Source organism: Peribacillus sp. TH27 (assembly GCF_016650915.1).
GTDB classification, from domain to species: Bacteria; Bacillota; Bacilli; order Bacillales; family DSM-1321; genus Peribacillus; species Peribacillus butanolivorans.
Map to the genome: position 1 here is coordinate 2,007,491 of NZ_JAEKEV010000002.1, position 26,619 is coordinate 2,034,109.

The 26,619-nt window shown below is 38.0% G+C and carries 26 protein-coding genes; 15 read left to right on the forward strand and 11 right to left on the reverse strand.

Annotated elements, in window-relative coordinates:
* Positions 1–240 precede the first annotated feature (240 nt).
* Together JFU24_RS11105 and JFU24_RS11110 are read left to right on the forward strand one after the other, a co-directional pair.
* The gene (locus tag JFU24_RS11105) at positions 241–678 is read left to right on the forward strand and encodes a disulfide oxidoreductase (RefSeq protein ID WP_056530998.1); all 438 of its coding nucleotides are present in this window, start codon (positions 241–243) and stop codon (positions 676–678) included.
* On the forward strand, positions 678–1,148 hold the full coding sequence (locus JFU24_RS11110; protein WP_201182302.1) for a thioredoxin family protein: 471 nt from the start codon (positions 678–680) through the stop codon (positions 1,146–1,148). Before JFU24_RS11105 ends, JFU24_RS11110 begins: the two co-directional genes overlap by 1 nt.
* 69 nt (positions 1,149–1,217) lie before the next feature.
* Here JFU24_RS11110 and JFU24_RS11115 read toward each other — a convergent pair whose 3' ends face one another.
* Entirely contained in the window at positions 1,218–1,637 is a 420-nt protein-coding gene (locus JFU24_RS11115; RefSeq protein WP_201182304.1) for a DUF5365 family protein, read from the reverse strand.
* A 231-nt stretch (positions 1,638–1,868) separates the two neighbouring features.
* Here JFU24_RS11115 and JFU24_RS11120 point away from each other — a divergent pair, with 231 nt between their 5' ends.
* Positions 1,869–2,774, forward strand: coding sequence for an RluA family pseudouridine synthase (locus tag JFU24_RS11120; protein ID WP_207196262.1), 906 nt, complete (start codon positions 1,869–1,871; stop codon positions 2,772–2,774).
* Between the two features lie 145 nt (positions 2,775–2,919).
* On the opposite strand, the gene JFU24_RS11125 is transcribed toward JFU24_RS11120, so the two are convergent.
* Together JFU24_RS11125 and JFU24_RS11130 are read right to left on the reverse strand one after the other, a co-directional pair.
* Positions 2,920–3,174 (reverse strand): GlsB/YeaQ/YmgE family stress response membrane protein, encoded by a 255-nt coding sequence (locus tag JFU24_RS11125; RefSeq protein WP_170946860.1) that lies wholly within the window; start codon positions 3,172–3,174, stop codon positions 2,920–2,922.
* 517 nt (positions 3,175–3,691) lie between these two features.
* Complete coding sequence (locus JFU24_RS11130; protein ID WP_201182306.1) at positions 3,692–4,522, reverse strand: aldo/keto reductase; 831 nt, start codon at positions 4,520–4,522, stop codon at positions 3,692–3,694.
* A gap of 399 nt (positions 4,523–4,921) precedes the next feature.
* Here JFU24_RS11130 and JFU24_RS11135 point away from each other — a divergent pair, with 399 nt between their 5' ends.
* From JFU24_RS11135 to ald, 6 genes are all read left to right on the forward strand, one after another.
* Entirely contained in the window at positions 4,922–5,920 is a 999-nt protein-coding gene (locus JFU24_RS11135) for an inorganic phosphate transporter (RefSeq protein WP_056530991.1), read from the forward strand.
* 234 nt (positions 5,921–6,154) lie between these two features.
* Positions 6,155–6,775, forward strand: a complete 621-nt coding sequence (locus JFU24_RS11140; RefSeq protein ID WP_053344716.1) for a DUF47 domain-containing protein — start codon at positions 6,155–6,157, stop codon at positions 6,773–6,775.
* A 15-nt stretch (positions 6,776–6,790) separates the two neighbouring features.
* Positions 6,791–7,789, forward strand: coding sequence for an inorganic phosphate transporter (locus tag JFU24_RS11145; protein ID WP_201182308.1), 999 nt, complete (start codon positions 6,791–6,793; stop codon positions 7,787–7,789).
* Between the two features lie 142 nt (positions 7,790–7,931).
* Complete coding sequence (locus tag JFU24_RS11150) at positions 7,932–9,185, forward strand: PucR family transcriptional regulator (protein WP_201182310.1); 1,254 nt, start codon at positions 7,932–7,934, stop codon at positions 9,183–9,185.
* Positions 9,186–9,237: 52 nt separating this feature from the next.
* Positions 9,238–10,059, forward strand: coding sequence for an EcsC family protein (locus tag JFU24_RS11155; protein WP_201221912.1), 822 nt, complete (start codon positions 9,238–9,240; stop codon positions 10,057–10,059).
* A gap of 198 nt (positions 10,060–10,257) precedes the next feature.
* Positions 10,258–11,391 carry an alanine dehydrogenase gene (gene ald / locus JFU24_RS11160; RefSeq protein WP_201182314.1) on the forward strand — a complete coding sequence of 378 codons (1,134 nt, stop codon included), beginning with the start codon at positions 10,258–10,260 and terminating at the stop codon, positions 11,389–11,391.
* Between the two features lie 83 nt (positions 11,392–11,474).
* On the opposite strand, the gene JFU24_RS11165 is transcribed toward ald, so the two are convergent.
* The 3 genes from JFU24_RS11165 to proC all read right to left on the reverse strand — a co-directional run bounded on the left by JFU24_RS11165 (position 11,475) and on the right by proC (position 14,434).
* On the reverse strand, positions 11,475–12,071 hold the full coding sequence (locus JFU24_RS11165; protein ID WP_201182316.1) for a dienelactone hydrolase family protein: 597 nt from the start codon (positions 12,069–12,071) through the stop codon (positions 11,475–11,477).
* A gap of 100 nt (positions 12,072–12,171) precedes the next feature.
* A complete protein-coding gene (locus JFU24_RS11170; RefSeq protein WP_201182318.1) occupies positions 12,172–13,542 on the reverse strand; it encodes an FAD-binding oxidoreductase in 1,371 nt (456 codons plus the stop codon).
* Positions 13,543–13,627: 85 nt separating this feature from the next.
* Positions 13,628–14,434 carry a pyrroline-5-carboxylate reductase gene (proC, locus tag JFU24_RS11175; protein ID WP_053344709.1) on the reverse strand — a complete coding sequence of 269 codons (807 nt, stop codon included), beginning with the start codon at positions 14,432–14,434 and terminating at the stop codon, positions 13,628–13,630.
* A 266-nt stretch (positions 14,435–14,700) separates the two neighbouring features.
* Between proC and JFU24_RS11180 the strand changes: the two genes are divergently transcribed.
* Both JFU24_RS11180 and JFU24_RS11185 read left to right on the forward strand, forming a co-directional pair.
* Entirely contained in the window at positions 14,701–16,266 is a 1,566-nt protein-coding gene (locus JFU24_RS11180; protein ID WP_201221914.1) for an MDR family MFS transporter, read from the forward strand.
* A gap of 120 nt (positions 16,267–16,386) precedes the next feature.
* Positions 16,387–16,986 (forward strand): DNA-3-methyladenine glycosylase, encoded by a 600-nt coding sequence (locus JFU24_RS11185; RefSeq protein WP_201221916.1) that lies wholly within the window; start codon positions 16,387–16,389, stop codon positions 16,984–16,986.
* Positions 16,987–17,160: 174 nt separating this feature from the next.
* Here JFU24_RS11185 and JFU24_RS11190 read toward each other — a convergent pair whose 3' ends face one another.
* On the reverse strand, positions 17,161–17,781 hold the full coding sequence (locus JFU24_RS11190; RefSeq protein WP_201249954.1) for a nucleotidyltransferase family protein: 621 nt from the start codon (positions 17,779–17,781) through the stop codon (positions 17,161–17,163).
* Positions 17,774–18,823 carry an XdhC family protein gene (locus tag JFU24_RS11195; RefSeq protein WP_201182324.1) on the reverse strand — a complete coding sequence of 350 codons (1,050 nt, stop codon included), beginning with the start codon at positions 18,821–18,823 and terminating at the stop codon, positions 17,774–17,776. Before JFU24_RS11195 ends, JFU24_RS11190 begins: the two co-directional genes overlap by 8 nt.
* Before the next feature lie 551 nt (positions 18,824–19,374).
* Between JFU24_RS11195 and JFU24_RS11200 the strand changes: the two genes are divergently transcribed.
* From JFU24_RS11200 to JFU24_RS11205, 3 genes are all read left to right on the forward strand, one after another.
* Positions 19,375–20,769, forward strand: coding sequence for a sigma-54 interaction domain-containing protein (locus tag JFU24_RS11200; protein ID WP_201221921.1), 1,395 nt, complete (start codon positions 19,375–19,377; stop codon positions 20,767–20,769).
* 484 nt (positions 20,770–21,253) lie between these two features.
* Positions 21,254–21,385 carry a hypothetical protein gene (locus JFU24_RS30740; protein WP_269083720.1) on the forward strand — a complete coding sequence of 44 codons (132 nt, stop codon included), beginning with the start codon at positions 21,254–21,256 and terminating at the stop codon, positions 21,383–21,385.
* A 328-nt stretch (positions 21,386–21,713) separates the two neighbouring features.
* Positions 21,714–21,941, forward strand: a complete 228-nt coding sequence (locus JFU24_RS11205) for a zinc-binding dehydrogenase (protein WP_201225012.1) — start codon at positions 21,714–21,716, stop codon at positions 21,939–21,941.
* Positions 21,942–22,077: 136 nt separating this feature from the next.
* Here the strand turns inward: JFU24_RS11205 and cobT are convergent, their stop codons facing one another.
* Together cobT and lepB are read right to left on the reverse strand one after the other, a co-directional pair.
* Positions 22,078–23,124, reverse strand: a complete 1,047-nt coding sequence (gene cobT, locus JFU24_RS11210) for a nicotinate-nucleotide--dimethylbenzimidazole phosphoribosyltransferase (RefSeq protein WP_201221923.1) — start codon at positions 23,122–23,124, stop codon at positions 22,078–22,080.
* Positions 23,125–23,288: 164 nt separating this feature from the next.
* The gene (gene lepB, locus JFU24_RS11215; protein WP_201221925.1) at positions 23,289–23,837 is read right to left on the reverse strand and encodes a signal peptidase I; all 549 of its coding nucleotides are present in this window, start codon (positions 23,835–23,837) and stop codon (positions 23,289–23,291) included.
* 201 nt (positions 23,838–24,038) lie between these two features.
* Between lepB and JFU24_RS11220 the strand changes: the two genes are divergently transcribed.
* Positions 24,039–25,013: a bile acid:sodium symporter family protein gene (locus JFU24_RS11220; RefSeq protein WP_201221927.1), complete on the forward strand. Its 975-nt coding sequence runs from the start codon at positions 24,039–24,041 to the stop codon at positions 25,011–25,013.
* Positions 25,014–25,039: 26 nt separating this feature from the next.
* On the opposite strand, the gene JFU24_RS11225 is transcribed toward JFU24_RS11220, so the two are convergent.
* Positions 25,040–26,224, reverse strand: coding sequence for an acyl-CoA dehydrogenase family protein (locus JFU24_RS11225; RefSeq protein WP_201221929.1), 1,185 nt, complete (start codon positions 26,222–26,224; stop codon positions 25,040–25,042).
* Between the last annotated feature and the right edge of the window lie 395 nt (positions 26,225–26,619).

Genomic DNA, 26,619 nt, shown 5'->3' on the forward strand with positions numbered 1-26,619 from the left:
TATTACCTTTCTTACTGCCAATTCGCCTACTGGGTAGCCTTATCGTACCATCATTACTTCTGTTAAATCGGGTTTAATTACCTATTATCTGTTAAGCTAACTGCCACTCTTTTAAAGTTTTCAATTCTTCCCGCGTCCAAATCTATTCTGTACCCCCATAAAAAGAATATATATTTTACAGACCGCATCCATACATACTATAATTTTCATAAGAGAAAAAAGAGATGGGGAAGAGGATCGATGAACAATACAAAACGCAGCGGGGAGAATATATTATTTGTAGCCTGGGCTGCTTCCATCATTGCTATGCTTGGAAGTTTATATTTTTCTGAGATTAAGCAATATGAACCATGTATGCTTTGTTGGTATCAGCGGATTATCATGTATCCTTTTACAATCATTTTAGGAATTGCAATCATTCGAAAAGATTATTGGATCAGCTTCTATACCATGATATTATCTGCAATTGGTGCATTTATTTCAACTTATCATTATTTAATACAAAAGGTTTCATTTTTTTCCGAACATACCCTAGCATGCGGAAGGGTTCCCTGTACAGGACAATATATTAACGTTTTTGGTTTTATTACCATCCCGTTCCTAGCTTTAACTGCATTTGTCATTATTTTCATATGCAGTTACATCGTATGGACAAGATCCAAGGAGGTTGCAGCTTAATGAAGAAAATGGTTATATTTTTAGTGATAATCGTCGCGCTTTTTGTCATACTAGGCGTTTTGACAAACTATAAAAAAGAAGAAAAATCAAAAGGAAATCCGTATGGCAAAGAGCATCTTAAATCCGCCACCGTCGATCAATTGGATGACCCAAATTATCAAAATCTGATCCTTCCCGAAGAATTAGAGAATGACCTTCAAGATAAAGAAGAAATGACTGTTTATTTTTATAGTCCTACGTGCCCTCACTGTCAAAAAACTACACCTATCGTAGCTCCGTTGGCTGAAGAGATGGGTATCGATCTCGTTCAATACAATTTATTGGAGTTTGAACAAGGCTGGAGCGATTATGGCATCAAAAGCACGCCGACAATTGTTCACTTTAAAAATGGAAAAGAACAAGAACGTATAGTTGGCTATAACGAAGAACAAACCTTCAAAAAATGGTTTGAGGACAATGATATTAATTAAGGATAGAAAAAAATGAGTCGGCTATAACGGGAAAAGTATTTCCGTTATAGCCGGCTCATTTTTAATGTTTTATACTAAATATTGATTCGCCACCTGAATATCCATCATTTGCATATCTTTACTTGCTTCATGGTTTATACGTGTAAAATGGTCATAATAAAAAGGGAAAAAGATTCCGCATTCATTCAATAGAGTAATGTTATGTTGAAACAATTCTTCAAATTTAGAATCAATTATAAAAGAATCCTCTATCTTCTTTTTGTCTAGAATGGACAAGAGGACTTGAAGGCATGCCATTACTTGAAATGCGTCTCTTAGTGTTGCAAAGTAGGTAAATGTACTTTTATTCGGCTGCAAAACGCCTATCTCCCGAAAATGAATAATTTCATTTTCTGTGAAGTATTTAGGAAATACAGATTTGTAGAAACGTGCAACGAGACTCGCAATTTCTTGCTCTTGTTCTTCGGTTGAAGAAAAGACCGTCTTCACTAAAAAAACCACCTTTTTTAGATCCATTAGACCTATCTAATAGTATGTATATTCTAGGACAAGCGATTTCTTTCCCTCTAGAATAACATAAATATTGTAAAAAAAACGTGGTAATTTTCGCCACTGAATTCTAAACAATAGGTCTAATGTTACTAATTTTACTTTTATTTGTAATCATTATATATTTTTTTCAATTAATTACAATCACATAAGTCGAAAGTAGGAATTATATTGGGACATTTTAATATAACAAACCAAATATTATCAATTGAAGTTCTTCAAAGTTGGAATGGATTAACATTAGATAAGCTTTTTAAGGACCACTGGAAGGCGCCAAAGAAATTGGTGCATGAGTGGAGAATGAGTAAAGAAGTAAAATTGAACGGAAATACTGTTTCATGGACAACGACTCTTTCCGAAGGCGATACGATTAGCATTCCTTTAATGAATGCTGAAAATGAAACCGTTAAAGCTGTAGATTTAGGGATTTCTATCTTATATGAAGATGACCTATTATTGATTGCCAATAAACCGGCAGGAATGGATACCCACCCTTCTCAACCCGGCGATACACATACGCTTATCAATGGTGTAGGGTACCACCTTCAGAACACCGGCCAAACCTGTATGATTAAGCATATTCATAGGCTTGATAAAGATACCACTGGAGCCGTTCTTTTTGCCAAAGATCGCCTCACTGGGTCTATGTTGGATAGAATGCTGGAAGAAAGAAAAATCAAACGAACATATGTCGCTTTAGTTGAAGGAATCATCCAAAAGAATGAAGGTAAAATCAACGAAAAAATTGGTAGAGACCGCCATCATGCTACTAGACGAAGGGTTTCACCTACTGGCCAGGTGGCTATTACCCATTTCCAAGTGCTTAAGCGGGATTCGAAGAAAAACTTAACGCTTGTCAGTTGCACTTTGGAAAGCGGCCGCACCCACCAAATCAGGGTGCACTTTAGCCACATAAATCACCCCTTGGCTGGTGATACCTTGTACGGCGGAAAAAATACCTTTCCACGGCAAGCCCTTCATGCTCGAAAAATTGAATTTATCCATCCAATTTCCGAAGAAAAAATGATAATAGAAGCACCTTTCTTAGATAAGTCCGGGATATTTGAGACTCTCTAATATACAAAAGAAGCTGACCCCAAATAAGTAGGAGTCAGTTTTCTTAAAATTCTATCATTATAAGCAGCCGTTTCTAAAGCTGCATAGTAAGGATTATGAATCAAAAAAATAAGCTGGCCACTTGGGCCAGCTTTTATTGTGATATTTAAGAAGCTTTTCTCATGCCTTTTAAGATCAAGCTTAATATGAAGACAAATACAATTGCTCCAATTAATGCAGGAATAATAGCGAAATCTGCTACTGAAGGTCCCCAGTTCCCAAGAATTAATGAACCTAACCATGCACCAACAAAACCAGCGATGATGTTACCAATGATACCAAATGGTACGTCACGTCCTACTATCATACCTGCTAACCAACCGATAATACCTCCGATAATTAATGACCATAAAAATCCCATAATATATTTCCTCCTTAAGTAGTTGTATTTTTATACCAGACAGTATATTTTCCTGTTCTACAGCAGACTTCAAGAAATCTCATCACTTCCAAATATTCATGTCCTGTTCAATTCATTAACCTTTTCACTCAAATGGTATGATGCCGATTATGCACAATATCTAATGAATGTGAATGCTTTAGTTAGTGGGAAAGTTAGCTAGCTATTGACCCTGAGGAACTGATTGGACACTCCTCAATGTTAGTGTGTTTTTCTTTTTGTTTGCTGCTGTACTCATTATTTTCCCCGTTAAAATAATCTAAAACCTCATTTTTTTAAAAAATATTTGGCAAAGAAAAAATGATTATTAGACTTATGAAAAGGGTATACACTATGCTACATTTTTGTCACATTCATAGTATAAGCAGTATCTAGCTCAAATATGTTTATAAAGATATAACGAAAAAAGGATGCCCCGAAATTACTGGGACACCCTCATATCATTTTTAGTTCTCTTTAAAGTCTATATCATCAATCATTAAAACAAAAGTTCATCCGGATTGCTTCCAAATCGTTCATTTTTGTTTAAGGCATCAATTTGATTCATTTCGTTAAGACTCAATGAAAAGTCAAACACTTGTGCATTTTCCTCGATACGGGACGGCGTAATCGATTTAGGGATAACGACAATTTCATGTTGGAGATGCCATCTAATTAATACTTGAGCAGAGCTTTTTCCATGCTTCTTTGCAATATGATTGATAGTCGGTTCTTCTATTAAGCTCCCCCTACCTAGCGGGCTCCATGCTTCTACCTTGATATCATGCTTTTCGCAGTAATCACGAATTTCAACTTGAGTCAAAAGTGGATGTAATTCTATTTGGTTTACGACAGGTTTTATTTCACTGTTCGCTAATAATTTTTCTAAATGGTGGACATGGAAATTACTTACACCGATTGATTTCACTTTTCCTTCATTGTAAAGCTTCTCTAATGCCTTCCACGTTTCCAGGTATTTGTCTTTTCCTGGCCAGTGAATTAAGTATAAATCTAAATATTCCAAACCAAGGCGTTTCAAACTATCATCAAATGCCTGAAGGGTCGTTTCATAACCTTGATCAGTATTCCACACTTTAGATGTGATGAACAATTCTTCACGCGGTATTCCGCTTTCTCTAATAGCCTGTCCTACACCCTCTTCATTTTCATAAACGGCAGCCGTATCAATTGAACGGTATCCTACTTCGATTGCTTTCTTGACGGACTCAACCGTTTCACTGCCATTTTTCACTTTAAATACACCGAAACCTAACTGCGGCATTTTTACTCCATTATGTAAAGTAATCGTTTCCCCTATACTTGATATCATTTGCCAATCCCCCTTACCTTTTATTTACCAATTATATCATCGTCCTACCTTTTATTTCTAACCATAAGCCTCGGAATTTAAAGGTTTATTAAATGACTCAACAAACATTTTATCCAAAATTTTCTATTTAAAGTGAAAATTTATCATTTAATCCTTCATTAAGTTAAATATTTTGTAAAAAAATGACGAAATATCTATGCTTATAGATAAGAAATTAGTTACAATTGAATAGTCCGTCCGTAAACCAAGAAAAAGAAGAAGGTGCCATCTTTAAAGAATAATCAAACGTAAAACTTCCATTCTAATAATGTGGAGTTGCAAAGTTGTCCAACGCCCATTCATTGGTCACTATCTAAATTTTCTCATTACATACTTGAATATTAAGGGAGTCTTCCATGTATGAATACTATATTCATCTTAACCGCGCTAATTATTATCTTTGCTTTAATCTTTGACTTTATCAATGGATTTCATGATACAGCCAATGCTATTGCAACAGCCGTGTCAACTAAGGCGCTTAAACCACGTCATGCGATCATTTTGGCTGCGGTCATGAATTTATTAGGAGCGCTGACATTCACTGGTGTAGCACATACCATTACGAAGGATATTGTTGATCCTTTCACATTAAACAATGGCTCATATGTAATCCTCGCTGCTCTACTTTCCGCAATAACATGGAATTTAATCACTTGGTATTTTGGTATTCCAAGCAGTTCTTCCCATGCTATTATTGGTTCTATAGCGGGAGCTGCCATTGTGGCTGGAGGTTTCGATACGATTAAATGGAGTGGATTCACCAAAATCGTCCAAGCATTAATTTTATCTCCGATTCTTGCCTTTACACTTGGATTTATTGTGTACAACATCTTTAAGGTAATTTTCAAAAATAATAATTTAGGTAAGACTAACAAGCGATTTAGGAGAATACAAATTCTCACAGCGGCAATTCAGTCTTATACACACGGAACAAATGATGCTCAAAAATCCATGGGTATCATCACTATGGCTTTAATGGCTAACGGATATGCCTCTAGCTCTGATGTCCCCTTTTGGGTGCAATTATCGTGCGCAATCGCAATGGCGCTTGGTACCTCAATCGGTGGTTGGAAGATCATTAAAACGGTGGGCGGTAAGATCATGAAAATACGTCCAGTAAATGGGGTCGCTGCCGATATGACCGGTGCAGCGATAATTTTCGGTGCTACATTCCTGCATATGCCGGTCAGTACGACACATGTCATCTCTTCATCCATACTTGGGGTAGGTTCTGCACACCGTATCAAAGGTGTAAAATGGGGAACAGCTAAAAGTATGTTAATCACTTGGTTCATAACCTTGCCGATTTCAGCTTCCTTAGCCGGATTGATTTATTATCTAATTGCTTTATTTTTATAAAACCTTAAACCTTTCCATATTGGGAAGGTTTTTTTATGATTTCGCCCTTTTAAGTGTAACTGATTCCCATTTTTTACTTATCCTTGTTTTCGATTGTAAAGTTTTATTAAGATTTTGTAAATTTTCGTCGAAAAACCTTTCCTCATACTACATGAATTCGTTACAATCAACTTGTTAATACTAAGCGTATAATAATTTTATGTAAAAATTGCATGACTAATTGGGAGGCTTAACATGGCTTTTAAATCTAAAAAAGACAAATTCGCAGTAATGCTTTTTAACATCGCTCAAAACCTTAAAGAAGGTGCTGACTATTTCGCGGATTATAAACTGAAGAATATCTCCGATCTAAAAGTATTTTCAGATACTATGAAAGATTATGAGCATAAAGGCGATTCAATGGTTCATAACGTAATTAAAGAACTAAACAATGCCTTCATCACTCCTATCGAACGTGAGGATATCCTAGAATTAACCATGAGAATGGATGATGTCATAGACGGTTTGGAACACTGCGCCGCATTATTCGAAATGTACTCAATCGTCAATGCTGATGAGTATATGCTTAAATTTGTGGATGCAATTAAAGAGTGTACGTATGAGATTGAAATAGCTGTCGATACACTTTCCACAAAAAAATTACCAATGATTCGTGAAAATGCAATTAAAATTAAAGACCTTGAATCTGTTTGTGACGGAATCCAACGTCAATCGATCAAAAACTTGTTTACGGTTGAAAAGGATCCAATCAGAATCATTCAATATAAAGAAATATACGAAAGCCTTGAAGAGATCGCTGATCACTGTCAAGCTGTGGCCAATACACTTGAAACAATCATAATGAAAAACGCCTAAGGAGTACCCCCATAAATGGATACTTTATTAATTTTAACTATATTAATCGTTTTCTTTGCTTTAGCATTTGACTTCATCAATGGTTTCCATGATACAGCAAATGCAATTGCTACAGCTGTTTCAACAAAGGCCATGAAACCTCGGCATGCCATTGTCATGGCAGCCATCATGAACTTCGTCGGAGCTATGACGTTTACAGGCGTAGCGAAGACCATAACTAAGGATATTGTGGATCCGTTCACGCTTCCAAATGGTTCATATGTAATCTTGGCAGCTTTGCTTGCCGCTATTATATGGAACCTCCTTACATGGTATTACGGGATACCAAGCAGTTCATCCCACGCATTGATTGGTTCGATTGCAGGTGCCGCCATTGCAGCAGCTGGTTTCGCCGGCATTAAATGGGAAGGATTTTTAAAAATTCTTCAAGCTTTGATTTTCTCCCCTATAATTGCTTTTGTAATTGGATTTATCGTATACAGCATCTTTAAAGTTATATTTAAAAATAATAACCTGACAAAAACAAACCAGAAATTCCGTACTATACAGATTGCAACTGCAGCACTTCAATCGTATACCCACGGAACGAATGACGCCCAAAAAGCCATGGGGATCATCACGATGGCCCTTATTGCAAATGGCTATGCAACAAGTACTGACATCCCCTTCTGGGTTCAATTTTCCTGTGCGTTAGCAATGGGACTTGGAACTTCTGTTGGCGGATGGAAAATCATTAAAACAGTTGGCGGCAAGATTATGAAGATCCGCCCTGTCAATGGTGTTGCAGCGGATTTAACCGGAGCCTTCATCATTTTTGGCGCGACCGTGATACACATGCCAGTTAGTACAACACATGTTATTTCTTCTTCGATTCTTGGAGTTGGTTCAGCCCACCGTGTTAAGGGCGTAAAATGGGGAACGGCAAGAAGAATGATTGTTACCTGGTTCATTACCATTCCTATCTCAGCAACATTAGCAGGTTTGCTTTATCTTTTGATTAATTTCCTTTTCTAAAATAAAAATCCCTTCCGGTTTCCATCGGTAGGGATTTTCTGTTTCTCCCGTAAAAAACATGGATATAATTCTATGCTAAAACACTGTTAATCGTTTAAAATTTAAAGAAAAAGGAATCTTTTAAGCGAGGGGCAAAATAATAATGAAGGAATTCACAAATAGAGATATTTTTAAAGACCTTTATGGAGATATGATGGAGTTTGCGGATAGAATCAGTTCCGTCTTAGGCTGTCCCATTACAATTGAGGATGGTAACCATCGCCTGCTTGCTTATAGTACGCATGATGATACAACCGACCAAGCCCGCATCATGACTATTATCGGAAGGCGCGTTCCTGAAAAAGTCATCAACAGCTTATGGAAAGATGGGTTTATCCCGGCTTTATTGAAAGAAGACGCTCCTATTAAAATTGGGGCTATCAATGATGTTGGTCTCGGTAATCGAGCGGCAGTCTCTATTAGGAAAAATAATGAAGTCCTTGGCTTCATTTGGGCCTTGGAAGTGAATCAACCTTTCTCCGAAGAAGATATGGACTTTCTTCAATTTGCTGCAAAAGAAGCGAAAAACCAGTTGCAGCAATTACAATTAAAAAAGAAAAGGAAAGAAGCAGGTCATCAGGAGTTTCTTTGGCGTATGTTAACTGGTCATTATCAAGAAGAATCAGAAATAATAGAAAATTTCACGAAGTTTTCTATCCAAGTTCCTGTTGTTTTTTCCATATTAGTATTTGAATTCCCTAAAGAGATCAATCGCGAAGTAGAACGCTACATTTCCTATATGTTAACGACTACTCAAAAGATAAACAGGTTCTTATTTGCCATTGACCATAACAAGCTCATTCTTTTTGCGGGATCGGACCAAGAAAATAGCCCTTCTTTTACCACATCCATTTATGATTTCATTCCTTTCTTCATATTAGAAATGAAACGGCGTTTTGGTGTTGAACATATCCTTGGTACTTCAGGTAATATGTATAAAAACTTAATGGACGTAAAATCAAGCTATGAAGAAGCTCAATATACCTTAAAAATGAAAAATATTTTTCCTCATGATATGAAGCTTATTTTACATTATGAAGAGCTAGGCATGTTTCAAATGATTGAAACTCTTGCAAACAACAAACAACGTCACGCTCATCCTTCTATTTTGAAGCTAAGAGCTTATGACTTGAAAAACCAGACAGAATTACTGCAAACACTTACTGTCTATTTAGAGAAAGACTGCAATCCAAATGAAGCTTCAAGAAATCTTCATATCCATGTGAATACCTTAAATTACCGTTTAAAACGGATTACAGAAGTAGGAAATATTCGTTTAAAAGATCCGATTCAAAAAATGTCTCTATTTCTAGATATTAAACTTTATGAATTTGACAAATTTCACAAGAAAAATTGAAATATTCCATCAACATATGGAAAAAAAATAAATAAATGGAAAGGTTGGTTAAATGAATCTAGAATCGAATGAAGAACTTGAGAAAGAATTAAAAATCATTGAAAAATGGGAAAAAGACCAGAATGGGTTATGGTTTTGGGAACGAATTGGACGTCTCCCCTTCAAACTTTTAGACAAGCTAACACCGGACTTCATACAGAAAAAGCTTGGTGTCATGCTCGATGAAATCGGTAGCTATATTCAAACCGGAGGACAATATTTAACAAAGGAATCCAATATTCTAAATCAGCTGCAGGCCAAGAATCCTGAACTGAATGTTTCCTCCATAGAAGATGTTTCAAAACTTCCCCTTCATATTATGGACAGTGTTAGTCAAGAGATTAAAAATTCCGGAAGTAAATTGGCCACAGTTCAGGGTGCTACTACTGGCATAGGTGGAATCTTCACCCTAGCCATTGACATCCCCTTGCTTCTTGGTATGTCAATCAAGACACTTCAGGAAATCGCTCTCTCTTACGGCTACAATCCACGAGACCGTCAGGAGCGTATTTTCATCGTCAAATGCCTACAATTTACTACATCAGATGTTGTCGGAAAAAAGGCACTGTTAAAGGAATTGTCGAATATGCACCTTCCCGAATCTGAATCCAAAAGAGAACTTGCTTCTGAATTGCAAGGATGGCGGGAAGTTGTTTATACATATCGTGATCAGTTTGGTTGGAAAAAGCTTCTGCAAATGGTACCTGTTGCTGGAATAATCTTTGGTGCCATTACCAATCGCTCTATGATCGCTGATATGGCCGATACGGGAATAATGCTATATAAGAAAAGAAGGATTTTGGAGCGAATGCATGAACCGGTTGCAAAAAATTAAGATTTCAGCGTAATGTTTTCTCACGTTAACTATCTAAACTAAGCACTTAACCCTGGCAAGTCCATAATTATTGATACTGCGTTTGTGGAATTCCACAAATACACCTTTTTCCTTTTTCTGATTTCCACATACTAACTGTTTCTTTTTCCCATTATACTTGTGATACAAATAGTAAAACAAATTATTGGAGGGATTAAGATGAGAATAGGAATTCCGAAAGAGATTAAAAACAATGAAAACCGTGTAGCTATCACTCCAGCTGGGGTTGTAGCATTAGTCAATGCGGGACATGAAGTATTAATCGAAATGAACGCAGGATTAGGAAGCAGTTTTACAAATGAATCATATCAAGAAGCTGGAGCTGTTATAGTCGAGGACGCTGCTAGCGTTTGGTCAAGCACAGAAATGATCATGAAAGTAAAAGAACCTATCTCATCTGAATATAAATATTTCCGTAAAGATTTAATTCTTTTCACATATCTGCATCTTGCAGCTGAACCAGCTCTTGCACAGGCTCTAAAAGAAAGCGGTGTCTTGGCCATTGCTTATGAAACGGTTGCAATAAACCGTACACTTCCTTTATTGACACCAATGAGTGAAGTGGCTGGACGTATGGCAGCGCAAATCGGTGCTCAGTTCCTTGAAAAAAATAACGGTGGTAAAGGAATTCTATTAAGCGGAGTTCCTGGAGTTAAACGTGGTAAAGTCGCTGTCGTCGGCGGCGGTATGGTTGGAACAAATGCAGCTAAAATCGCTATTGGATTAGGCGCAGATGTTACCATTCTTGACTTAAGTCCTGATCGCCTTCGCCAATTGGATGATATTTTCGGAAATGAACTAACTACACTCATTTCAAATCCTTATAATATAGCTGAAGCAGTCAAAGAAGCTGATTTAGTGATCGGTGCAGTTCTGATTCCAGGTGCAAAAGCTCCTAAGCTCGTTACTGAAGAAATGGTTAAATCAATGTCTCCAGGTTCAGTCATTGTCGATGTTGCTATCGACCAAGGCGGTATCTTTGAAACGGTTGACCACATAACAACACATGATAACCCTACTTATGTTAAACATGGAGTAGTTCATTACGCGGTGGCAAATATGCCAGGAGCAGTGCCTCAAACATCTACAGTTGCCTTAACGAACGTAACTGTACCTTTCGCACTGCAAATTGCCAACAAAGGCGCCATCAAAGCAATCCTTGAAAACGATGCCCTTGCAAAAGGCGTCAATGTAGCCAATGGAGAAATCACGTTCGAAGCAGTTGCATCAGACCTAGGCTACAACTATGTTAGTGTTGAAAATGCTTTAAACCCAAATAATATCAACGCATAATAATAAGGAGACTCCAAAGACGTTCATCGCGTCTGGAGTCTTTTTTTATTGCACTTAATCGGGATTCTTCCCGCTACAGTTACTTATGACTTTAGTAAAAACTTAATAACTCGGCTACTGGCTTTTTCTGCTGATTCTAGATTATATTTAGGAGAAAACGGGTCACTAAAACCGTGAAAACCATTAAATGTATGTATCTCGATATTCTCTTTATCTAGATGTAAAACTAACTCGTCTACATCAACCGATCGTTCTTCTTGAGGAAAGATCAGCAATGTAGGGCATTTTGGTGCTTTTTCTAAATAATCCCTTATGCGGGAGCCATAATATCCTACTATTCCATCAACAAATATCTCCTCACTACATAACCAAGCAATTGTCGCCCCTATACTAAATCCAATGATGAATATTTTTGAGTATTCCTCATTAGCTTTCAATATTATCTTTTTTATTTTGTTCGATGCCTTAGTAAAACCTACATTATCCATAAAATTAAGATATGCTTCTTTTTCTTGCACATAAGCAAATGGTTCTTCCCGTTGCAAAAAGTTTGGACAAATGACATCAAAGTTCTGTTCTGATAATAACTCACAAAAATCCTTCATATGTTGATTAACCCCGTAAATTTCATGCAGTACAATGATTACTTTATTAGTATTTTTTGTTTGTATCTTGAACATCTTGTACCCCTGTTAAGATTTTTCTCTTCATCATACAGTTCCCCTCTTTTGTCGTTTCAGAAAGAGGGTGCCTAAAGCCCCCTCTTTCATGTTTCATCTATCAATCTACAAAAATCTTCCCTGGATTCATTATTCCATTCGGGTCCAAGGCCTGCTTGATCGTTTTCATCACCTCATACGCCGCTCCATGCTCTCTCCGCTGATATTTGGATTTTCCAAGCCCAACCCCATGTTCACCCGTACATGTACCGCCTTTCGCTAAGGCATATTCAACTATTTCTTCATTTAACCGCTTCGCTTCTTTCACTTCCTCTGGATTACTTAGATCAATCATAAATAACACATGATAATTTCCATCACCCACATGGCCCACAATCGCTCCTTCTACTTTGGATTGTTCGACTTTTTTCCTAGTTTCTAATATGGCATTCGACAATTCATGGAGGGGCACACTTACGTCCGTGACCATCAGCTTCTTACCCGGAGCACTGTGAATAAAAGCATATGCAAGATTATGGCGAGCTTCCCATAATGCATTTCGCGCTTTTGAATCCGTTTCAAACTGGATATCCTCACAGCCAAAATCACTTACGATTTCCTTAGCAAAATTGACATCCTGTTCTAGTCCGGCAAAATTCCCGTGAAACTCCAAGAATAATGTTGGTTTAACTTCATAAAGTTTGTCCATAAATTGATTTACTTTTTTAATAGACTCGGCATCGACCAATTCAATACGCGCAATTGGAATCCCAGCAAGCATGATTCCATTGACGGCAGATACTGCTTGTTCAACGGTTGGAAATGAAGCTCTCCCTGCCATTGTTACTTCAGGAATGCCGTACACCTTTAGAGTCAGTTCAGTAAATACACCTAGCGTGCCTTCCGAGCCGACAAATAAGCCATTTAAATGTATCCCAGATGATGATTTTGTAGCTAAGCTACCGGTATGGATAATTTCACCGTTTGCTAGAACCACTTCCAAATCCCGAACCTGATCGCGCATTATGCCATATTTGACCGAAGTTGTGCCACTTGCATTCGTAGCTGCCATCCCTCCCAATGTCGCATCGGCTCCGGGGTCGACAGAAAAGAACAATCCGTATTTTTTCAATTCTTTATTCAACTGCGTCCGTGTCACACCTGGTTGGACCTTCACCAAAAAATCACTTTCCCTGATTTCCAACACCTGATTCATCAAGGATAAATCGAGCGAAATTCCCCCTTTAATTGGAACCACATGTCCTTCTAAACTCGAACCTAGACCAAAAGGAATGACTGGTATTTCATGTTCATTCGCATAACGCATGACTGCGCTCACTTCTACAGCACTTCTTGGATAAACGACCATATCCGGTAAGTGCGGAGTATGATACGATTCATCATGACTGTGCTGCTCTAATATAGTTTCATTCACCGTGACTTGTTCTTCCGTTAGTATCTTTCTTAAATCCTCTATATAATATATATTCATTCTGCTTCCCCCTCTTTTTTAACTAAACATTCTGATAATATTATGTAAAAAAGTAGATTGCCTGAGAATAGGCAATCTATAATTCTTACTGTCCGAGCCCCTTCGTTCTATCTGTACAGGCTTTCATCGCTTGTAAAATACTAGCTCTGAACTGATTCTCCTCTAAAGAAGCAACCGCAGATATTGTTGCCCCCCCCGGAGTGCATACATCGTCCTTTAAAGCGCCAGGATGCTTTTCTGTTTCAAGCACCATTTTAGCAGCACCCATTACAGATTGTGCGGCCATTCGATATGCTTGTTTTCGTGGAATACCGTCACGAACCGCTCCATCCGCAAGCGCCTCGATAAACATGTATACATAAGCCGGTGAGGATCCACTGATTGCTGGCACTGCGTCCATCAAATCTTCATGTATAAGCTCTGTTTTTCCAAAAGAATTCAACAGTGTAGTAACATCAGTAATATCAGCTGCTGTGATTTCACGATTAATGCTGATTGCCGTCATGCCTTCACCGACAAGGGAAGGAGTGTTTGGCATCGTTCGGACAACCTTCACTGGTTTTCCCAAACCTTCCTCAATTTGTGATGTAGTTATTCCAGCTGCCATTGTAATGATCACAGCTCCTTCTTTCACATGAATCTTAACTTCGTCGAGCACTTGCTTATGCATGGCGGGTTGAATCCCTAAAAAGAGCAAATCGGCAAAACCGGCTACCTCTTTATTATCTAAACAGCCTTCAATCTTATATTTCGAGGTGATCTTCGTCAAAGTCTCAACACTTGCTGTGCTGACCATTATATTTTCAGGTGAGATGACTTCCGAGCGCAACATGCCTTCAAGCATTGCCGCTCCCATTTTACCGCATCCAATAAACCCGATTTTTTTATTCATATCTTACACTTCCAATCATAAGTTCATCTATACTCTCTCTTATTATATCGGATATGGCAAATGGAAACACGTCGCAGATATTTAGATTAGGAAGGAATTGCATATTTCTAGTCGAATTACTAAGTTTAAATAGACGAATAAACGACTTATGCAACTGATTTTTTTAGCGAAAAAAAAGGATTGACTTATAAGTCATTTTCACTATATAATTTTGACCTATTAGTCATTGAAAAAAGGAAAACAGTTTAAGGAAATGGAGAAATGAAATGCAAATCGAGAAAAGAGCAGTCAATACCAAGCTTGTCTTAACAGGATTGATCATTGGAATGTTTTTCAGTTCATTGGAACAGACAATCGTAGGGACAGCAATGCCAACGATTATTGGGGAATTGAATGGTTTCACTATCTTTGCATGGGTGACGACTGCCTATTTAATTGCCTCTACGACCGTTGTACCGATTGTTGGGAAGCTTTCAGATTTATATGGCAGACGTTCCCTTTATTTGATTGGTACAGTTATTTTTACGATTGGCTCTTTTTTATGCGCCACTGCCACTTCGATGGAGCAGCTGATTATCTATCGGGGGCTGCAAGGAATCGGGGGCGGGATGATCATGCCCTTATCCCAAACGATTATCGGCGATATTTTCACTGCTGAACAAAGAGCCAAATGGCAGGGTGTATTCGGAGCCCTTTTTGGCTTAAGTTCTGTAATTGGTCCTTTTCTGGGTGGACTGATTGTCGACCATATCAGCTGGCATTGGATCTTCCTCATTAATGTACCGACGGGATTATTATCAGCGATTTTGATTTATGTCGGGTTGAAGAACGAAGCGATTCAAAAAACAGAGAAAGTGAATATCGATTTCCTTGGTATTTTCACCTTAATTCCAGGTATTGTCCTGCTTTTATTGGGCTTAACATTCGGGGGTGATAAATTCGAATGGATATCACTTGAATCTCTCTTGATTTTCGGCAGCACCCTTGTCTTTATTGTCCTATTTATCATTTTTGAAAGAAAAGCAGTTGAACCAATTCTTGATTTATCTCTCTTTAAAAATAGAGTTTTTGCCACCACGAATATCTTAGGATTTTTGCTAGGTCTGGGTATGTTCGGGGCTATCATGTTTGTCCCACTGTTCATGCAAGGAGTTTTAGGAGTGTCACCAACAAAAGCCGGATCGACCATGACTCCGATGATGATCGGGTTGATTCTTTCTAGTGTCGTTGGCGGGCGGCTGTTGTTAAAATTTCGCTTTCGTACCGTGCTTACCTTTGGAATGGCCATTGCGACTCTCGGCTTTTTCCTAATGAGTACGATGGATGGTGAAACTACAATTCTGACCGCTTATTCCTTCATGGCTGTCTTAGGTGTGGGAATGGGTCTTGTTATGCCGACCCTGATGATTGCCGTTCAAAATGAATTTCCAAAATCACAGTTAGGATCGGTCACTGCAGCCTCGACCTTCTTTCGATCAATAGGCGGAACGATGGGTATTACGATTTTGAATGCAGTCATGAATCACAATCTACAGCAAAATATGGATGACGCGGTTGTTAGTGAAAAAAATACCCTAATACAAGAAGCATTGAAGGCACTTGCCGATAAAACAGATAATTTGTTCAATATCATGCTCTATCCTGAGAATCTGAAGATGCCGGCTGAAGTCAGCAATATCATTATAAAAACCATTGAAAATGCCTGGATTGATGCATTTTCAAGTGTATTTGTCACTGGTATCTTTTTTGTCTCTGTCGGAATATTAGTTGCTCTTTCAGTTGGTTCCGGAAAAATCAAAAGAGATCAAGAAGCGGAAAAAGATTTAGGTTAATAAATGATTAACATAGAGACCGGCGCCTTTCCAGCCGGTCTTTTTACTATCCTTCATCCCTAGGTTTCTTTTTCTACAATAAGGGAATTTTATCTATAAGAGACTATATGGAGTGATACTATGCTTAAGGATACAAATTTCCATTCAATATTACCACCGGAGTTTTATCAGCAGCCAACGCTCGTGCTGGCAAAATCCCTTCTCGGCTGCCTGCTGGTAAAAGAAACATCAGAAGGAATCGCTTCTGGATTTATTGTTGAAACCGAAGCCTATATGGGACCGGAAGATAGGGCTGCACATAGTTTTGGAAATAGAAGGACGAAGCGGACTGAAGTGATGTTCGGAAAGTCCGGAATGATCTATACATACGTCATGCACACCCATACGCTTGTCAATGTCGTAAGCGGTGGGCTGGATAAGCCGGAAGCCATCTTAATCCGGGCTGTGGAACCCTATTCAGGGCTTGAGTTAATGCATGAAAGACGTGGGCTTGCTGATTTTCGAAAGTTGACGAACGGACCTGGAAAGTTATCCAAAGCACTAGGCATTACTATGGCCGATTATGGTCAACCTTTCACAAAACCGCCGCTTTATCTTGCTTCTGGAAAAAAGCCTGAGCACATATCCAGCGGACCCCGAATCGGCATTGGCAACTCCGGAGAAGCGAAGGACTATCCATGGCGTTTTTGGGTAACCGACAATCCTTTTATATCTCGCTAATAATTTATTATTTTCCTATGCTTAAAAGGAGTGACCGCAAAACACGGTCACTCTTTTCTTTTAGGTTTCAGAACAAAAGTTAGAATGGGCAACCGAAAAATTACAAAAAGCACTGCTCAACCACGATTATATAGGAGCGACTCGTGCAGTAGTCCCTTTCTAGCCAAAGCTTTTCTAAGTGTAAAGTTCTAAATCAAAATATTTTTTCATTATTAAGTAATCTTCAGGTGTATCAACATCCATTCCCCACATCTGGTTATCAAAGGAAATGATTTTTGTTAATTGTGTATATTTTTTTATAATTTCTTTGCCTCCTTGATCTCCATCTATTGAATCGAATTCATTAAATAATTCAGCATCAAACAGAACTGGATGACCTAAATCTTCCTTATATTTTGACCGGACAATACGAATCCCTTCATGCTTATGAGCTTTATAGTGGTCAATTAGTAATTGTACAATTGATTTGGAAACTAAGGGTTGATCCGCTAAGAAAACCATGACAGCATCCACATCTTTTTTTACCGCCTGAATACCGAGTTTCAGAGAAGAAGCCATACCATTTGCATAATTTTGATTATAAATAATTTCTATATCTTCTAAATCATGAGTATAATGTCGAATTTCTTCTATATAATGACCTGCGATTAAAACGATTGGCTGTAATGAAACATCGACCGTTGCTTTAAGAGCATATTTAAAAAGAGGTTGACCATTTAAAGGTAATAATAGTTTAGGTTTTCCCATACGTGTTGACATTCCAGCTGCAAGAATTACAGCTCCTACCTTAACCATGGATTTTCGTCTTTCCATGGAGTGGAACCGGATTTCTACCATTTTTGACTGTCATTAGTTCAGTAACAATACTTATGGCTACTTCCTCCATCGTTTCGGCTCCTAGATCCAAACCAATTGGTGAATGTATCGGCCCATCGGAAAAAGTTTGTCCAATATTTATAAGCATTTCTTTTGTTCTAGCCATAGGACCAAGAACACCGATGTACCGTGGATTACTTTTCAAAGCAAGTTGTAATGCCTTTTCATCAATCTCTTGGTAATGATTCATGATGATCCACCATGAATCGGTGACATTATTTGAATTAATCTCTTCAGGATTTTCGATTAAATGTATAACAGAGGGGAAAAGTCGAGGGTTGTTAAATTCCACACGTGAATCTAATACAGTAACTGAAAAACCAGCTTTAGCAGCCAAATCAGCCACAGGTACTGCATCCCTTCCGGCTCCAGCAACAATTAATTTTTCCCCAGGTTTAACTGCATCAATTAGAAATCTGCTTCCGTCACAGCTCATTATTTCTGCACGAGTTTGCGTGTCCATACTATTTCTTGCTTTTTCAACAACCTCGCAGGGGAGATTATCCAAATCCCCAATTATATTACCTTCTTTTTCAATCAATAACCTCCTCCCAGTAGGTATTTCCAGTACACAAGAGAAAGCTTGACCCTTCTGGATAATATCTTCTGTTTTTTTCCAAAATACATCATTTTGATCTATAGGTAGAATGAGCATTTCAAGAATCCCTTTGCATCCTATTCCTAAACCCCACACTTCATTTTCACTTAAATCGTATTTATGTGTTAAAGGCGTTTTCATTTCCATTGCCTTTTCTGCCCACCCAAAAAGATCGCTTTCCAAACATCCTCCGCTTATCGTACCGAACATTTGCCCATCAGAAGCCATCATCATTTTAGTACCTGGCAGTCTGTAGGCAGAACCTTTAACACTAATTTGCATGGCAATCGCCGCTTGTTCGTTACGTTCCCATGCTAATTTAATATTTTTAAATACATCTTTAAACTCTTGTAACCGTGACATATCCGTTTCTCCTCCTGCCTGCTAAGAGTTAATTATTGACCTTTATGAAGAAAGTGAAAGATAAAAAGGAAAAATCCCTTTTCTTATCCATTTTTTCACAAAAAAATTTCTCTCTATACTATCTATTTAGTATTCTTTCTTACTAAAACTATGCTAAGAAACAGTGAAAGAGCAACAAAACATAAAATAGCAATAAACCGCCTTTATAGGAAACGCTCACCTAGATTAAAATGCAAAAGAATCAGTCCTAATGCTGCGATTAGATACGAAACACAGCCTAATATTCCTTACTGTACAACTCGTTGTGAAAAGAGTTAAAAGCATAAATAAAATTATCGTCGCACCTGCTCCACAAAAAAACTGCACGCATTATAAATTTATTAGAATAAAAGCCTACCATCATTTGAACAAAAGGCTGCTAAAGCAAAGCTAACCAAAAAGATTCTGGTCACATTGATTCACTTTCAAATCAAAATATCTGAAAATTCTTGATTTTACCCTTGTTTTTGATTTATATTTGAATCACTAGAACAATAGATAAGGAGAAAATAATGAGTGATAACAATGTGAAAAGAGTATTGGACACCATCATCAGCACATCCAATAACAATATTACCGTGACCGATGAAAAGGGTTTTATTTTATTTACGAATCCTAACCACTGGTGGATTTATGGAATTGAGCCCGACCATTATCTTGGAAAATCGGTTTACCAGCTGGAAACTGAAGGAATACTTTCTCCATCGATCACCGCTATGGTTTTGAAAGAACGGACACCTATTCAAATCATGCAACATACGAAGACGGGAAAAATCGTCATGTCGACTGCATATCCCATCTTTAATGATGATGGTGAACTGGTTCGCGTCGTTAGTTATGCCCAGGACCAAACAGAAATTAGAAACCTACAGGATCAATACGGACAATTGAAGAAAAAGGTTCAAGACTACCAAACAGAGGTCGAGGAACTTCGGGAACAGGAAGAACTTATCTATCGAAGCAAGGAAATGCGGCAAATCGCCAAAACGATACTCCGTGTTTCAAAAACGGATGCTACTGTCATGCTTCTCGGGGAATCCGGGGTTGGAAAGAGCGTCTTTGCCCGAAGGCTCCATAATCAGAGCTATCGCAGTAAAGAACCATTCATCGAAGTCAACTGCAGTACCATTCCAGAAAGTCTTTTTGAATCTGAAATGTTTGGATACGAGGCAGGATCCTTCACAGGGGCGCAAAAGCATGGGAAACAAGGATTGATTGAACTGGCACATAACGGAACCTTATTTCTAGATGAAATCGGAGAACTTCCCCTGGATATGCAGGTGAAATTATTAAATGTTCTGCAGGAGAAAAACTTTAAAAGAGTGGGTGGAAAAAAAGAGCATAAGATAGACTTTCGGCTCGTAACAGCAACAAATCAAAACCTCGAAGAAATGGTAGAAAAAGGATCATTTAGGCTCGATTTGTATTACCGCTTAAACGTGATTCCTGTCCATATCCCACCTTTACGAGAAAGAAAAGAGGATATTGCCATCTTAATCAATCATAATCTCGAGATCATTAACAAGAAATACAAGACCGACAAGAAATTGCACCCATCCACATACGAAATCCTCATCCAGCATAAATGGTCCGGGAACGTACGTGAATTAGAAAACTTAATTGAACGGCTCATTTTGACTTCCGAAGACTCCATTATTTTCCCAGGCTTCCTCCCCTCCTACTTTCATAGTCAAGAATCTTTGGAGAAAAAGGATGATACCCTAATGATCGATCAAATGATGGTTGAGGACAGCGATCTCAAGACAGCTCTTGAACAAGTGGAAAAATGGATGATGATGAAAGCACATAAACAATGTAAATCCACATATGAAATGGCTAAATTTTTAGGCATTAGCCAGCCTTCTGTCGTTCGAAAAATGAAGAAATATCAAAGTCAACTCTCCTGAGTAATGTAGCTTTGAAATAAAGTTTAATCAAATTAATGCTATTGAGATTTCCTTAGTCATTTTTGTGTTCCTTAATCAACTAACGCACCTGTAGTTGAACAAGTACTTTCTCTCTAGAATTCGAACACACTTCGATCCACATATCAAAAGAAAAATACTTTCGGCTGAAACAGAAGTTCAATTCTACATGACCAATTACAACAGCAAGCAGACGCTTAAGCAACCAATGATATCATTGCCGGTAAGGAAGAATTAACTTAATTAGCTAACTTCAAATTACAAATATACAAGCAGCCTTTGATGTGTAATATCGGGAAGTGTTACCAACTTAAACAACTACATAAGACCTCTACAACCTCTCCTATTTGGAGGGGTTTATATTATGAAATCAACTTGTACACTTTTCCTAATCCTTTTTTTCTTTTTATGTTTTATCTTCTAGTTTTTGGAGACCTTAAAAATAACCACAATTAGGAGGGGTAAAGTGAAAACAGAAGATGAAAAAACCTCAGAAGGCTTAAATGAGATTTTTGAAATTATTAATGCTAAAGGTGACATAGAAGAATTAAAAGAAATCGTCCAAAAATCTGATGAACAATTAGATAAAGACAAATAAATGAGAGGATTTAATATCCTCTTTTTTAGCTGATTTACATTCTTCTTAATGAATAGTTTCAATTACGACACCAAAGATCAACTATCCTGCACCTTTATCTGCATAAGGAAAGGCGATCCTTCTTAATGAAGAATCGCACCTATTAGTGGAGCAAGGATAGTAATCTTTTTGTCTATCAAAAAACTCTCTTTTCTAAACTTTGAATACTGAATATCGGTATCCATATTCTTGAAAATTCTAACAGAGATATTACGTTTCAGTAAATAACTCTCCTTTGTTCTGGTTATTCTATCTTGCAGCTGTCGCTGGGCTGCCACAGGTTGTTCAAATGCTTTGGACTTCAATGATAGGCAGCAAGAAAGTAATAGGTGGAATAACATCCGGAAGAACTGAGGATCTAATCTTTCTCAAAGAGCTTATTGAGGCGGGAAAGATAAAATCTGTCATAGATAGGCACTCTCCGTTGGAACAAATTGCCGAGGCTCATAGCTATGTAGAAAAAGGACACAAAAAGGGTAATGTAGTAATAACTTTGGAACATAATAACAAAACCTAATAAAGCGGATGCACCGGACCGCTCATGGTAAAAAAACAAGAAATCACGGTAGATGCATGATGGTTTTTTCTTAGCAGGTCTTTTTACATAAAAATAAGAGGCCTTCATATAGAAAGCCTCCTTCTTACTATAATTATTATTTGTTTGACACACCTGCCGACTCAAATGTTGCCATTTCCTTTATGACCAATGTCGCCGACTTAAGAATAGGAAAAGCAACTGCGGCTCCTGTTCCTTCTCCTATTCTCATTCCCAGTTGAAGAATTGGCTCTTTACCAAGCAATTCAATGGCCGTTCTATGTCCCGGCTCTGCGGATTGATGTCCGACAAACATATAATCAGATGCACGACCCGAAATCAGGTTTGCAATTACAGCAGCCGTCGTTGTAATAAAACCATCTACAAGAATGGGAATTCGGTTATTGGCTGCTGCTAGCATGGCTCCTGCCATCCCGGCAATTTCGAATCCGCCAATTTTCATCAGAATATCGATTGGATCATCAGGAATAGGTTTTCTTAATAAGATTGCTTCTTCAATAACTCTTTGTTTATGTAAAATACCTTCACTTTTTAGTCCTGTTCCCTGGCCTACAAGCGATTCTACGCTCTTCCCGCTAATAACGGAGATGATTGCAGAACTAGCTGTCGTATTTCCGATTCCCATTTCACCGAGGATTAGACATTTCGCTCCCTGTTCAATCATTTTCTGCGCGCGCTCATACCCGATTTCAAGCGCTTGGTTTACTTCTTCCCGTGTCATCGCATCTTCTTTATAGAAGTTTCTTGTTCCACGGCGGACTTTCCTTGAAGTTAATTCCGGTGCTTCAATATCAGCGTCAATCCCGATATCAACTATGTCAAAAAAAGCATGAATCGCACGGCTGAATACATTGATGGCGGCTCCGTTATTCAGGAAATTGAGAGCCATTTGTTCTGTCACTTCTTTTGGATAAGCGGAAACCCCCTCATCCGTAATCCCATGATCGGCTGCAAACACAATCACGCCCGGTCTCGATACTTCAGGAAAGGCTTCACCTGTCATCTTTGCTAATTCAATTATCAATTCTTCCAGCCGTCCCAAACTTCCCTGCGGAACTGTCAGAAAATCCACATACCTTTTTACCTGCTGTCCCATTTCTTCATCCAGCATTGGGATGGAGAGAGTGGCTAATTCATTCTTCATTATGAAAAAACCTCCAAAATTCAAAATAAAAAACCTTAACCATTGGAAAAGGTTCTTAATCTATCATCTGCTATAAATACAACTTAGTCCATATTATTACGCTATAAAATTTCTCTTCAAGTAATATGAATAATTAACACACGCGTATTCCAAGTTTATAATTTTTACTGTGGCATCCCTAGTTCGCTTAATGGATAGAAACGAAATTCCACTTTACCCACAAGTGATTCCTCGGATATAAAACCAAATCTTCTGCCATCCCAGCTATCCCTACGATTATCTCCCATGACAAATAAATAACCATTGGGTACTTTGGATTTCCCTAATAGATTTTGCAGGGTAAAATTCTCCGTCAGATTTTCTTCAGGTGGAATTTCCTCTTTATTTGTTTTCAAATATGGTTCTGTATACTTTTTCCCATTGATATATAGTACGTCTTTTTTCACTTCCACACTGTCACCTGGAAGGCCGATCACCCTTTTGATATACTTCTTATCTGCATCAGGAGCATGAAATACGACCATATCGAAATGTTCGATCTTACCGATTTTTGTAACTACAATCCTGTTATTGTTTTCATAAGTTGGCTCCATTGATTTACCTTTAACAATCACTGGGGTAAATAAAAACTGGTTGCAAATAAACACGATTATTAAAGCAAATAGGATAGATTTCACCCATGAAAATACTTCACTTTTTATATCTTTCTGCATAGATACTCCCCTCTCCTCTATTTTGAACGGCTAACATTTCTAAAATAAAAATCTCTTCATATTAATATTTTACTTAAATGGATTTATTATGTATATAGTAGAAGTCGTTAAGTCAAAAGTTCATTCTTTTAAAATACGTATTATTGAAAATGGTAAACTTACTTATGAAGAATTTCACGTAGGAAATGGATGGATGAATGAATGATGCTGAAGACTATTAATAAACAAATGGATAAAGCTATGCCGCTTATTACACCAATAAGCGTTGTTATTGGCGTCTTATTAGCCGAACATTTAACTGACTACACATTTCTAGTTCCATGGATATTTGCTTTCATCACATTTGCAGGAAGTTTAGGCTCAAACTTTAAATCACTGCAACGGGTAGTCACACACCCTTTACCTGTTTTCATCGTTTTGATCATCCTGCACGTACTTATGCCAATATGGGCCTGGGCCCTTGGCCATTTAGTTTTTCGTGGGGATGCCTTCACGATTACGGGTTTAGTTTTATCAGTAGTCATTCCAACGGGTGTCACCAGTATGATTTGGGTATCCATTTATAAAGGAAATGCCGTACTTGCTCTAACCATTATCCTCATCGACACCCTGCTCTCTCCATTCATCGTTCCTTACAGTGTTGCCCTTTTCGGAGGCGGCTCAATCGAAATGGATATGTGGTCAATGGTGAAAGGGTTAATCGGAATGGTCGTTCTTCCGTCCATGCTGGCAATGTTCTTGAATCAGACTACGAAAGGCAAGGTAAAAACAAGTCTATCCCCCCGCTTAGCCCCTTTTTCCAAACTAAGCGTAGGAATTGTCGTAATATTGAACAGTTCAAAAATTGCACCCTATTTAACTCATTTCGACAAAAAATTAATAATCATGACCTTCTTAGTTTTATTTATAGCCGCTTCAGGCTATGCTCTTTCTTGGATAATTGGTAAATTATTAAAATGGGAAAAGGAAGACGTCATTACCTTAACTTTTACCGGCGGGATGCGGAACATCAGTGCTGGAGCTGTTCTTGCGACCACCTATTTCCCGGCTGCCGTTGCGGTTCCTGTAGTACTTGGAATGCTGTTTCAACAGATGCTCGCTTCCTTTTTCGGATATTCATTAGATAAGTATTACCATCGACGTTTTTCAAAGATTAAATCGGATGGTTTTTTTTAAACTTGAAATAATTCATGCTTACTTCGTTAGGAATAAGGTGTGATTTCAGGCACCTTAGAATTGAGGGCCCAATTGCCGATATCCCGAATTTTATATTCAATCGGATCATGCAATGTATGGGTTCTTATATTCCTCCAAAATCGATCATACTGATACCTAGCCGAGGTAGCTCTTGCACCCATTACATCAAACATACGATTCGTTACCTCTAATGCCGTTTTCGCTACAGAAACCTTCGCTGTTGCAATTGTGATCCCGCACTCTCCCCGTTCCTGCTCAGTTAGTGTCCACTCTTTTCCCCATACAAACTGCAGGGCATCTGCAGCATTTTGAGCCAGTGCAGCTGAAGCTTTTAATTGAACGAATAATTCTCCATAATGGCGAATGGTATAGGGATCGCTGGTTGCATCTTCTACATTAGACGTCAACCAAGGACGGGTCACATTCTTTGTATAGTTTTTTGCTTCTTCAAAGGCTCCTTCCGCAACTCCTAGCATCACATGAACCAAAATTGTTTGGGCAATATGTGTCCTTAATGTAGGAAACAAACCTTGGAGGTCTTGTTCATAATAATCAAGCACCTCTTCATTTTTCAGTAACACTTCATTAAAAATAACAGTCCCGCTGTCTGTTTGCCGCTGTCCAAAACTATCCCAATCATCCTGTATAATAATTCCTTTTCGATTAGTTGGAATAACAGCAATAACAGGGCGTTCAAAACCTGTGCTCTTAGCAGAAATCAATAAGCGGGCAGAATCCATTGCCCCTGAACAAAAGCTTTTTTTCCCACTCAATATCCATTGTGAGTTTTCTTTCTTCAATAGCAAATTTTCATCCCGCGGATTAAAGGCATTTCCCCAGAACAAATTTTTTTCGGCCGTTTCCTTATATAACTTTTCTTTCTGAAATGGAGATCCGAATAAGTGGACAGATGTCAAACATAAGAAATGATATCCGAATAAATGTGCGATCGATCCATCCACTTTTGCCAGTTCACGTGTTAATTGTAAAACTGTTTTCCAATCTTCCCCTTTCCCTCCTAGGGATTTTGGAATCATAAGCGAAAGCAAACCACTTTCACGAAGTAAGTCACGCTCAAATTTTGCCGTTCCTCCTCTTTTATCTCGCTCAATTGCTGTTTTAGCAAATTCCTTCGCGAGATTGTTAGCTATCTCAAGATAATTAGCCTTATTTTCTTTCGCTATTTTCATTAATTGAGTCCTCCTTAATTCGTCTTGATTTTTCAAAAATAATAAAGAGACTCCCCTCTCAAGATATAATCCACCTTGAATTGGGAGCCTCTAGTGACCTAGTCGGCTATTTAATTATCAGAATCTTCGTTTTAATATTAAATCTTATTAAACACATTAGTCAAGTAATGTTTAAGAATGGTTTTTTATAAAGGGTACAAATCCGCCTCTCAATACTCACTTGACAGGTAGGCTTAATGTATATTAAACTTTCTCACAAAGGTGTACGTACTTAAAAAAACAAAAAATGCTGACTGGTTTACCAGAGGCTCTTGTCGAACTCTTCTTTTTTGAAGGCTGACAAGAGCCTTTCTTTATGAAAAATTGCTTTTTAGATAAGAGTATTCCCGAAAAAC